Below are 10,857 nucleotides of genomic sequence, written 5' to 3'. Positions count from 1 at the left end.
GGGGGGGGGGGGGTGTCGTCTCCTGTGGGCGAGCCGCCCCCCCCCCCCCCCCCCCCCCCCCCCGCCGCGCCGGGGGGGGGGCGGGGGCCCCCCCCCCCCCCCCGCCCCCCCCCCACGGCGACGAGGGGAAGCCGTACTCTGCGCGCGGGGGCCGCGTGGAGCTTGCCTCCATGACGCGACAAGCAGGGCGGGGATGCTAACTTAGGTTTACCTAACTCGTGGAGCCCTCACGCAGGGAGCAGGGAGGCCGTCATGGCAGACCGTCCGGGACGCAAACCGCGCAAGCCGCACACCGCACAGGTCGTCCGCACCGAGCGGCTGACCCCGCACATGCAGCGCGTGGTGCTCGGCGGCGAGGGTCTCTCCGCCTTCTCGGCGGACACCTGCACCGACCACTACGTGAAGCTGCTGTTCCCCTCCGGGGGCGCCACCTATCCCGAGCCCTTCGACATGGAACGGATCCGCGAGGAGTTCCCGCGCGACCAGTGGCCGGTGACCCGGACGTACACGGTGCGCCACTGGGACGCCGAGCACCGCGAGCTGACGCTGGACTTCGTCATCCACGGTGACGAGGGCCTGGCCGGCCCCTGGGCGAAGCGCGTCCAGCCGGGCGAGACCATCCGCTTCGTCGGCCCCGGCGGCGCCTACGCCCCCGACCCCGCCGCCGACTGGCACCTGCTCGCCGGCGACGAGAGCGCGCTGCCCGCGATCGCCCGGTCCCTGGAGGCACTGCCCGACGGCGCCCGCGCCCTCGCCTTCATCGAGGTCGAAGGGGCCCAGGAGGAGCAGAAGATCGACTCCGACGCGGAGGTCGTCTGGCTGCACCGCGACGACCGTCCGGTGGGCGAGGCCCTGGTCGAGGCGCTGCGCGGCCTGGAGTTCCCCGAGGGCCGGGTGCACGCGTTCGTGCACGGCGAGGCGGCCTGCGTGAAGGAGCTGCGACGGCTTCTGCGGGTGGAGCGGGAGATCGCCCGCGAGGACCTCTCCATCTCCGGTTACTGGCGCGTCGGCCACAACGAGGACGGCTGGCAGGCCTCGAAGCAGGAGTGGAACGCACGCGTCGAGGCGGAGCAGGAGGGCGCCGCCCCGGCCGCGTAGCACGGCAGGCAGGCAGGCAGGCAGGCAGGCAGGCAGCCGGCTTGTACAGCGCCCTGCACGCCCTGTCGCGCCCGGTCGAGCGGGGACCCCGCCCCGCGTGTCCGCACGTGCGCATGACGCCGTGGGGCACCGTCCGCGGCGCCGCCCCGCCCGCAGGAGCGAACCGGCATCCCGGTACCCGCCGCACACGCGCAGCCCGGGGCCGCGCCACGGCCACGGCGCCCCGCCGGGCCGGCCGTGCGGCGCTGCCGCTTCGCGCATCGGTCAGGTGGGGGCACTGGTGCCCCGCGAAGGCGGCCCGCGCCTCAGTCCCCGCGTACGCGGGCGTGCAGGTGCATGTCGTGCCAGCCGTCGGAGTGCAGCAGGGCGCTGCGCTTGGTGCCCTCCAGGGCGAACCCGGTCTTCCGGGCGACCCGGCAGGAGGCCTCGTTGGCGACGGAGTGGGAGAGTTCCAGGCGCTGGAAGCCGATCTCGTCCAGGGCCCAGTGGGCGAGCGCGTTCGTGGCCCGGCCGGCGACACCCCGGCCCCGGGCCGCCGCCGTGGTCCAGTAGGCGACCTCGGCCACCCCGTCGCCGAGCAGGACCTGGCGCAGGGCCACCCGGCCGAGCAGCCGGTCGTCGGCCGCGTCGGCCACGGCCCACTGGACGTCCCGCTCGTCGGCCCAGCCCCGCTGCCACTCGGTGATCCAGCCGCGCACCTCCTCCTCGGAGTCGGCGGCGCGGATGTGCCACTGGTGCATCACCGGATCCTGGAAGGCCGCGTGCACGGCGGGCGCGTCCTCCATACGCCACGGGCGCAGTACCAGCCCGTCGCCGGTGGGGAGCGTGGGCTGCGGGGTGCGGGAAAGGGTGCCTGCGGCAAGGACCGGGCGCGTCAGGTAGGGCATGGGCGCATCCTGCCAACGGACCGGCCGGCGACCCAGCGGTTTTCCGGCGCCGGTCCGTCCTCGTACCCTGGCAGGCGATGAGACGCCGCCCTCCTCCCCCGCCCTCACCCCTTCCGCAGCGCGACGGCATCGACGCGGTGCGGGTACGGCTGCCCGCGGCCGGCGGGCCGTGGTCCACGGTGCGCGAACACCTGACGGAGCGGCTGTCCGGCGCGGGTGCCGGCGTCGTCGACGGCATGTTCGACGCCGGGCTGATCGTCGGGGCGGACGGGCGGGCGGTGCCGTCGGACGCGCCGTACGAGCCCGGGATGTTCGTGTGGTTCCACCGCGAACTGCCCGCCGAGGTGCCGGTGCCCTTCCCCCTGGAGGTCGTGTACCGCGACGAGCACATCGTCGTCGCCGACAAACCGCATTTCCTGGCCACCACCCCGCGCGGCGGCCACGTCACCGAGACCGCGCTCGCCCGGCTCCGCCGCGAGCTGGGCATCCCGGCGCTCGGCCCCGCGCACCGCCTCGACCGGCTCACCGCCGGACTCGTCCTGTTCACGGTGCGCCCCGAGGAGCGCGGCGCGTACCAGGGCCTGTTCGGCGACCGGCGGGTGCGCAAGGAGTACGAGGCCGTCGCCCCCTACGACCCCGCGCTCGCCCTGCCCCGGACCGTACGCAGCCGGATCCTCAAGGAACGCGGAGTGCTGGCCGCCCGGGAGATCGAGGGCGAGCCGAACGCCGTGAGCCGCGTCGAACTGCTCGGACACCGCCCCGGCCCGGACCTCGGCCTGGGCCGGTACCGGCTGGTGCCCGCCACCGGCCAGACCCACCAGCTGCGCGTCCACATGAGCGCGCTCGGTGTGCCGATCCTCGGCGACCCCCTCTACCCCGAGGTGACCGCGCCCGTGCCGGCCGGTGACTTCCGGCGCCCGCTGCAACTGCTCGCGCGGGAGCTGGGATTCACCGATCCGGTCACGGGGCGGCAGCACCGCTTTTGCAGCGGACGGTCCCTCGGCGCCTGGGTGGCGTACGAGGACTGGGCCGGCCGTCAGTAGCCGCGCCACCAGAGCAGGAAGCGCTGCCAGGCACCGCGGGGACGGGGCTGCTCCGGTCCCGGCGCCCGCTGAGGCTCCGCGGCCGTCACCGACACGGGCTCCGGCGGGTACGCCGGGACCTGCGGCCCGGGCCGGCTCTCCGGGCGCGGAATGCCCACGTGCCAGGCGGTGCGCTGCGCCGGGGCCGGGGCGTGGCTCGGCTGCTGCCTGATGTCCTGCTGCGCCTTGGGCTCGAACCGCACCGGCAGCTCCACCAGGTGCCGCGACGCGATCGACGACCGCCACCGCAGTTCTTCCTCGTCGCAGTCGAGCTGGACGTCCGGCAGCCGCATCAGGAGCGCGTCGATCCCGGCGTCGGCGATGGCCCGCCCGATGTCCTGGCCGGGGCACTCGTGCGGGCCGCCGCCGAAGGCGAGGTGGGCACGGTTGCCCTCCATGCTCGCGGCGAGGTCGGGACGGATGCGCGGATCGACGTTGCCCGGTGCGATGCCGAGCAGCAGCCCGTCGCCGGCCCGGATGCGCTGTCCGCCCAGTTCCGTCTCCTGCTTGGCGAAGTAGGCGAAGACGCTGCTGAACGGCGGCTCGTCCCAGAGGGACTGCTCGACCGCCTCGGGCACCGTCATCTGGCCGCCGCTGAGCTGGGCGCGGAAACCCGGGTCGGTGAGCACCACGCGCAGCACGTTGCTGATGAGGTTGACGGTCGCCTCGTAGGCGGCGATGAGGACCACCCGCAGGTGCTCCCTGACCTCGTCGTCGGTGAGCCCGGCCGGGTGGGTGACGAGGCGGCCGGCGATGTCGTCCTCGGGCCTGGCCCGGCGGGCGGTGGTGAGGCGGTCCAGGGCGGCCATGACGTAGGCGTGGCTGGCGTTGGCCGTCTCGGTGCCCTTGAGCATGTCGCGGGCGGCCTCCACCATCCGGTCGTTGTACTCGTCCGGCATGCCGAGGAGGTGGCACATCACGCCCATCGGCAGGTGCTCGGCGAACTGGCCGACGAGGTCGGCGCGGCCCTCCTCACAGAACCGGTTGACGTGGCGCTGGGTGTACCGCTTGATGTGGCGGCGCAGTTCCCGGTAGTCGATGTCGGACATGGCGCTGGTGACCGCGCCGCGCAGCCGCTTGTGCTCGTCGCCCTCGGCGTGGGAGCAGATGGGCTGCCAGGCGATGTGCGGCATGAGCGGGTGGTCCGGTTTGACCATGCCCTCGTTGAGCGGCGTCCAGATACGGCTGTCGCGGCAGAACTGCGCGGGCGTGCTCACCATGTGCAGGTTCTCGGCGTGCCCGAGGACCACCCACACCGGTACGTCGTCGTGGAGCAGCGCCGGCGCCACCGGCCCGTGCTGCTCGCGCAGCTTCTCGTACAGCTCTTCCAGGTCCTCCGCCTCGTTCAACCGGTGCAGACCGCCCGGTCCGAGGCCGTGCGCGGGGCAGCCGGGCGGTGGTTCGAGCAGGGGGTCGCCCGTTCCGGTCAGGGAGTGGCGTTCAGGCGTCACAGTGTCGCTCCGCAACAGAAGTGTGGGTCAAGCGTGTGGGTTCGATGGGGTCGGTCGGCCGCGCCGGGTCAGGTGAGCGCGCCCTTCGTGGCGATGGAGTGCAGGAAGCGCGTCAGCGTCATCAGGACGTCCCGGCTGGAGGCCCGGCGCCGCACGTCGCAGTCGAGAATGGGGATCTCCTCGGCCAGGTCGAGCGCGGCCCGCAGCTCCGCGACGGGGTAACGGGGGGCGTCGGGGAAGGTGTTGACGGCGACCACGAAGGGCACACCACGCTCCTCCAGGCGCCCCATGACGTCGAAGCTGACGTCGAGGCGGCGGGTGTCGACGAGTACCACCGCGCCGAGCGCGCCCTCGAACAGGCCGTTCCACAGGAACCAGAAGCGCTCCTGTCCGGGCGTGCCGAAGAGGTACAGCACCAGTTGGTCGGTGATGCTGATGCGGCCGAAGTCCATGGCCACCGTGGTGGCCGTCTTGGACGCGGAACCGTAGTTGTCGTCGACCCCGATGCCGGCCTGGGTCATCGTCTCCTCGGTGGTCAGCGGTCTGATCTCGCTGACCGAGCCGACCATGGTGGTCTTGCCGACCCCGAAGCCGCCCACGATGACGATCTTCACGGCGGCCTCGGCCGTGTGCGGCAGCCGGTCCTCCGTCCGCGGGCCCGGGATCGTGTCAGAGTTTTTGAAGTCCATGCATCACCGCTTCGAGGAGGTTTCGGTCGGCGACCTTCTGGCGGACGATCGGGGCGCGGGCCTGCACCAGTTCCGTCGCCAGCAGGTCGGTGAGCAGCACGGTCACCACACTGAACGGCAGGCCCAGATAGGCCGACAGCTCGGCTGCGGACAGGGGTGCGACGCACAGCCGCAGCAGGGCCGCCTGTTCCGGTGTGGCGGACACCGGCGGCTCGGCGCGGGCCACGATCAGGGTGACCAGGTCGATGTCGGCGCGCTCGCCGCTCCCCTCCCCGCCGATGACGAACAGCCGCTCGGGGTTGGGGGTCCCGTCGTCCTTGGACTGTGCGGCAGAGGTCGACGCGGCGGACGGCTCCTGTCCGGGGGATCGCCTCTGGCGTTGGGGAGGCGTCATACGGTCTGCCCGTTGCGCCGGGCCGGACTGGTGAGGTGGGGGCCGATCCGGGCGACCAGGTCGGCCATGCTGAGGCCCATCCGGCCGGGCTCGCAGCGGACGTCGGAGAGCACGGCGAGGTAGGCGTTGGGGCCGGCGGCCATCAGGTAGAAGTAGCCGCCGTTCATCTCGATGAGGACCATCTTCATCGCGCCGTCGCTGGTCGGGATCTCCTGGCTGACGGCGCTCGCCAGGCTCTGCAGTCCCGCGCAGGCCGCGGCGACCCGGTCGGCGGCGTCGGGGTCACCGGAGTAGCGGGCGATGCGCAGGCCGTCGGCGGAGAGCACCACGATCATCTCGATGCCCGGGACGCCGTCGTAGAGGTCCTGGAGCATCCAGTCGAACTTGCCTTGCTGCTCGATCACTTGAGGTTCCCCTCGTCGTCTGCCGGGGCGTGGGCCGGCTCGTTGCTGCTGGACTGCTGGTGGGCCTGAGTGCTGCCCGAGTGCTGCTTGAGGCCCTCCCAGAAGGCGCCGATGAAGTGCCCCGGCGGGAGCCCTTCGTCCTTCTTCGGCCCGGGTTCCGGGTCCGCGGCCACCGGCAAGCCGTTGCGGGCGCGCTCGGCGGCCAGGCGGGCCTCGCGCTCCGCGTCCTCCCGCTCCCACACCGCCTGTTCGGCGAGGCGCTGGCTGAGCGGCATCTTGACCCGGCTGCGGCGCTGCGGGAGTCCGCCCGCCGTCCACTCGGTCACCTCGGGAACGTCGTCCTCCAGCAGGACCGAGTCCGGGATACGAGGGCTGGTGGGGCGGCGCTTCTTGGGTGTGCGCTCGGGTCCGGGGAGGGCGTCCGGGCCCGGGTGGGGGATCGACGTCGCGCCGATGCCGTGGGCGAGTCCGACTCCGGGCTCGGTGGTCATCATCTTGCTGGGCACGATGAGGATGGCCCGGACGCCGCCGTACGCGGAGGCCCGCAGGGACACGTCCATGCCGTACTGCGTGCACAGCCGCCCCACCACGGACAGGCCGAGGCGCGGGTGGTGGGCGAGGTCCTGCACGTCGGTGCCGCGCTTGGCGTGCTCCAGCAGCCCCTCGATGCGGGCGCGGGACTCCTCGCTGAGGCTGACACCGGCGTCCTCGATCTCGATGCAGACACCGCTCTGCACCTCGGTCGCCGTGACGTGCACCTTCGCCCCCGGCGGCGAGTAGCGGGTGGCGTTGTCGAGGAGCTCGGCCGCGGCGTGGATGACCGGCTCGACCGCGGTGCCCTTGATGTTGACCTTGGCGATGGAGGCCAGGTTGATCCGGCGGTACTGGAGGATCCGGGACATGGCGCCGCGCAGCACGCTGTAGAGCGCCACCGGCTTGGGCCACTGGCGTCCGGGCCGGCCGCCGCCGATGACCGAGACCGAGTCGGCGAGGCGGCCGATCAGGGCCGTGCCGTGGTCGATGCGCAGGAGGTCGTCGAAGACCTCGGGGTTGCGCCCGTGGTCCTCCTCCATCTCGCGGAGTTCCTTGTTCTGCTGGTGGACGATCGCCTGGACGCGGCGGGCGATGTCGACGAAGGAACGCTCGGCGGATTCCCGCATGGAGTCCTGGTGGTCGACGATGTCGCACACCATCCGGATCATCCGGCGCTGGGGCTCACCGAGTTGGGTGTACGAGGGGTCGACCTCGCCGAGGCGGCGCATCACCTCTTCGGGCGTGCTCCCCCGGCGCATGAAGTCCAGGATATTGGGCAGGACTTCGCCGCCGAGACGGACCATCTCCTCGTGGTGGCTCGCGGCCCGGCGTTCCAGATACGCGCTGTGACGGGCGTGCTCGGCACGCAGGACCCGAAGCGCACGGCCGCGGCGTGCCGTTTCCGCCGCCGCGGCGATCACCAGCAGCGTGGCTACGGCACCGCACAGGCCGACGGCGAGCCGGGCCGGTTCCGCCACCGCGGCGACGGCGGCCCCGGTGACCGCGGCCATCAGTATCGCCGGCAACAACAGGGTCCGCGCGTAGGGAAGTTCACGGCGACCCGGAGGGGAATCAACACTCACCATGTAGGCCCTCTGAAGAACGAATCGACTGGGATGGGGGAGCTTGCAGTGGGGTATCTCTGGGAGTTGTCGGGATCTCCGGCGCATTGGGGAACAAGCGCGCGATTTCGCCTCAACTCGGTGCGCTGCGGGCGAGCTTAGTCCGGGCGGATCATCGCCATGTCATATTCAGCAAGCACCTGAAACGGGCACTTGGACTGGAGTAATCTCGGGCCTATTTACACACCGAGCAGCCATTCGAGCACAGTGAGTGATGGCGAATGGCCGTACGAAAATCACTCACTGCAACGAGGGAATGGGGCGCGGAAGGACACCCCGGAACGCGCAGTGGCCCGGCGGGTGTGCCGCCGGGCCACTGCGATACCGGGTCTAGCCCACGGACGAGTAGGCGACCACCCCGCGCAGCAGTTCGTCGACCGCCTTGCGCGCGTTCTTCGGGACCGTCGAGCCCGCGGCGGGCGCGGCCGCCGAGATCTGGCCGAGGACGTCGATGACCTGCTTGCACCAGCGCACGAAGTCACCGGCGGGCATCTCCACCTCGCGCAGCACCTCGTCGAGGCCCTTGCCGGACGCCCACATGTACGCGGCCCAGGCGAAGCCGAGGTCGGGCTCGCGCTGGCCGACGCCCTCGGTCTGGCTGATCCGGAAGTCCTCCTCCAGGGCGTCGAGGCGGCCCCAGATGCGGACCGTCTCACCGAGCGCGGCCTTCACCTTTCCCGAGGGCAGCTTCGGCGCCATCGCGTCGTCGGCGGCCCGGGACTCGTAGACCAGCGCGGAGACGCAGGCGGCGAGCTCGGCCGGGGCCAGGCCCTCCCAGACGCCCTCGCGCAGGCACTCGCTGGCGAGCAGGTCCAGCTCGCCGTAGAGCCGGGCGAGGCGCTTTCCGTGCTCGGTGACCTCGTCACCGCGCAGGTAGTCCAGCTCCGTCAGGAGCGCCACGATCCGGTCGAAGGTGCGGGCGATGGTGTTCGTCCGGCCTTCGATCCGGCGCTCCAGCTGGGAGGTGTCGCGCAGCAGCCGGTGGTAGCGCTCGGCCCAGCGGGCGTGGTCCTCGCGGTCGTCGCAGCCGTGGCAGGGGTGGGCGCGGATGTCCTTGCGCAGCCGGGCGATCTCCCGGTCGTCGGCGGCCTGGGAGCGCTTCTTGCGGGCCCTCTCCGGCGGGATGTGCCCGGCCTTGGTGCGCAGCGCGGAGGCGAGGTCGCGGCGGGACTGGGGCGAACGCGGGTTGAAGGTCTTCGGGATGCGCATTCGCTCCAGCGCCTCGACCGGGACCGGAAAGTCCATCGACGCCAGCCGCTTGACCTGCCGCTCGGCGGTCAGCACCAGCGGACGGGGCCCGTCGTGGTGCTCGAAGCCGCGGTGCCCGTTGGAGCGTCCGGCGGGCAGACCGGGGTCCAGCACCAGGGCGAGGCCCGCGTACTTGCCCGTCGGCACGTGGATGACGTCGCCCGGCTTCAGCTTCTCCAGCGCCACGGCGGCCTCGGCGCGACGCTGGTTGGCACCCTGCCGGGCCAGCTCGGTCTCCCGGTCCTTCAGCTCGCGGCGCAGCCGCGCGTACTCCTCGAAGTCGCCGAGGTGGCAGGTCATGGAGGCCTTGTAACCCTCCAGTCCCTCCTCGTTGCGCTGCACCTGCCGGGAGATGCCGACGACCGACTTGTCCGCCTGGAACTGCGCGAAGGAGGTCTCCAGCAGCTCCCGCGAACGGTGCCGGCCGAACTGCTCGACCAGGTTGACCGCCATGTTGTAGGACGGCTTGAAGCTGGAGCGCAGCGGGTACGTGCGCGTGCCGGCCAGTCCCGCGAGGTGCTCGGGGCTCATGCCGCGCTGCCACAGCACGACGGCGTGGCCCTCGACGTCGATACCGCGCCGGCCGGCCCGGCCGGTGAGCTGGGTGTACTCGCCGGGGGTGATGTCGGCGTGCTGCTCGCCGTTCCACTTGACGAGCTTCTCCAGCACCACCGAGCGGGCCGGCATGTTGATGCCGAGGGCGAGGGTCTCGGTGGCGAAGACGGCCTTGACCAGTCCGCGGACGAAGAGCTCCTCCACGACTTCCTTGAAGGTCGGCAGCATGCCCGCGTGGTGGGCGGCGATGCCCCGCTCCAGGCCCTCCAGCCACTCGTAGTAGCCCAGGACGTGCAGGTCCTCGGTCGGGATGGAGGACGTGCGCTCCTCGACGAGGGAGTGCACTCTTTGCCGCGCGTCCTCGTCGTTGAGCCGCAGCCCGGCGTACAGGCACTGCTGGACCGCTGCCTCGCAGGCGGCGCGGCTGAAGATGAAGGTGATCGCGGGCAGCAGCCCCTCGGCGTCGAGCCGCTCGATGACCTCGGGCCGGCCCGGTGTCCAGACCCGCGAGCGCTGTCTGCGCTCCCGCTCCCGGTCGGCCTCCTTCATGGCACGGCCGCGCCTGCGGTCCTGGTAGGACGGGCGGCTCGCCTCCATGCGCGCCATGCGCGTCAGGTCGGGGTTGACGGCCTTCCTGTGCCCCTCGCCCTCCTCGAACAGGTCGTACATCCGGCGTCCGGCCAGCACGTGCTGGAACAGCGGCACGGGCCGGTGCTCGGAGACGATCACCTGGGTGTCACCGCGCACGGTGTCGAGCCAGTCACCGAACTCCTCGGCGTTCGACACGGTCGCCGACAAGGACACCAGGGTCACGGATTCGGGTAGGTGGATGATCACTTCCTCCCACACGGCGCCGCGGAAGCGGTCGGAGAGGTAGTGCACCTCGTCCATGACCACGTATCCGAGGCCGAGGAGGGTCCGGGAGCCGGCGTAGAGCATGTTCCGCAGGACCTCGGTGGTCATCACGACCACGGGGGCGTCGGAGTTCACGCTGTTGTCGCCGGTGAGCAGGCCCACCTTGTCCGTGCCGTAGCGGCGGCACAGGTCGGCGTACTTCTGGTTCGACAGCGCCTTGATGGGTGTCGTGTAGAAGCACTTCCTGCCCTCCTGGAGGGCGAGGTGGACGGCGAACTCGCCGACGATCGTCTTGCCGGAGCCGGTGGGCGCGGCCACCAGTACGCCCTTGCCCGTCTCGAGTGCCTGACAGGCCTCGATCTGGAAGGGGTCGAGGCCGAAGTCGTACATCTCGCGGAAGGAGGCGAGCGCGGTGGCCTGCTCGGCAGCGCGTCGACGGGCTGCCGCGTACCGCTCGGCCGGTGAGAGATCCTCTGTCATCGTGCTTTCGAGCGTACCGGGCCGCACTGACAACAGGACGATCATTATCGGGATCGGTC

General features: G+C 71.9%; 9 protein-coding genes. 2 read left to right on the top strand and 7 right to left on the bottom strand.

Annotated features, from left to right (window positions below; translation table 11 throughout):
* Positions 1 to 252: 252 nt before the first annotated feature.
* A complete protein-coding gene (locus tag ACH4F2_RS34045) occupies positions 253 to 1,098 on the top strand; it encodes a siderophore-interacting protein (protein WP_398136605.1) in 846 nt (281 codons plus the stop codon).
* Between the two features lie 305 nt (positions 1,099 to 1,403).
* Here the strand turns inward: ACH4F2_RS34045 and ACH4F2_RS34040 are convergent, their stop codons facing one another.
* The gene (locus tag ACH4F2_RS34040) at positions 1,404 to 1,985 is read right to left on the bottom strand and encodes a GNAT family N-acetyltransferase (protein WP_398136604.1); all 582 of its coding nucleotides are present in this window, start codon (positions 1,983 to 1,985) and stop codon (positions 1,404 to 1,406) included.
* A 77-nt stretch (positions 1,986 to 2,062) separates the two neighbouring features.
* Here ACH4F2_RS34040 and ACH4F2_RS34035 point away from each other — a divergent pair, with 77 nt between their 5' ends.
* Positions 2,063 to 3,028 carry an RluA family pseudouridine synthase gene (locus ACH4F2_RS34035; RefSeq protein WP_398136603.1) on the top strand — a complete coding sequence of 322 codons (966 nt, stop codon included), beginning with the start codon at positions 2,063 to 2,065 and terminating at the stop codon, positions 3,026 to 3,028.
* Here ACH4F2_RS34035 and ACH4F2_RS34030 read toward each other — a convergent pair.
* The 6 genes from ACH4F2_RS34030 to ACH4F2_RS34005 all read right to left on the bottom strand — a co-directional run bounded on the left by ACH4F2_RS34030 (position 3,022) and on the right by ACH4F2_RS34005 (position 10,843).
* Entirely contained in the window at positions 3,022 to 4,518 is a 1,497-nt protein-coding gene (locus ACH4F2_RS34030; protein WP_398136602.1) for a cytochrome P450, read from the bottom strand. The two genes, ACH4F2_RS34035 and ACH4F2_RS34030, sit on opposite strands and share 7 nt — an antisense overlap.
* A 68-nt stretch (positions 4,519 to 4,586) precedes the next feature.
* Positions 4,587 to 5,207 (bottom strand): GTP-binding protein, encoded by a 621-nt coding sequence (locus tag ACH4F2_RS34025; RefSeq protein ID WP_398136601.1) that lies wholly within the window; start codon positions 5,205 to 5,207, stop codon positions 4,587 to 4,589.
* A complete protein-coding gene (locus ACH4F2_RS34020; protein ID WP_398136600.1) occupies positions 5,188 to 5,601 on the bottom strand; it encodes a DUF742 domain-containing protein in 414 nt (137 codons plus the stop codon). The genes ACH4F2_RS34025 and ACH4F2_RS34020 overlap by 20 nt, the downstream gene beginning before the upstream one ends.
* A complete protein-coding gene (locus ACH4F2_RS34015) occupies positions 5,598 to 5,975 on the bottom strand; it encodes a roadblock/LC7 domain-containing protein (RefSeq protein WP_383528034.1) in 378 nt (125 codons plus the stop codon). The genes ACH4F2_RS34020 and ACH4F2_RS34015 overlap by 4 nt, the downstream gene beginning before the upstream one ends.
* 26 nt (positions 5,976 to 6,001) lie before the next feature.
* Positions 6,002 to 7,624, bottom strand: a complete 1,623-nt coding sequence (locus ACH4F2_RS34010; RefSeq protein WP_398136599.1) for a sensor histidine kinase — start codon at positions 7,622 to 7,624, stop codon at positions 6,002 to 6,004.
* 366 nt (positions 7,625 to 7,990) lie between these two features.
* Complete coding sequence (locus ACH4F2_RS34005; protein WP_398136598.1) at positions 7,991 to 10,843, bottom strand: DEAD/DEAH box helicase; 2,853 nt, start codon at positions 10,841 to 10,843, stop codon at positions 7,991 to 7,993.
* Positions 10,844 to 10,857: the final 14 nt, after the last annotated feature.

The sequence above is a fragment of the Streptomyces sp. NPDC017890 genome, from assembly GCF_044328675.1.
In the GTDB taxonomy this organism is placed as follows: Bacteria; Actinomycetota; Actinomycetes; order Streptomycetales; family Streptomycetaceae; genus Streptomyces.
The sequence above is the reverse complement of the archived record's forward strand: the minus strand, read 5'-3'. Positions and strand labels throughout refer to the sequence as shown.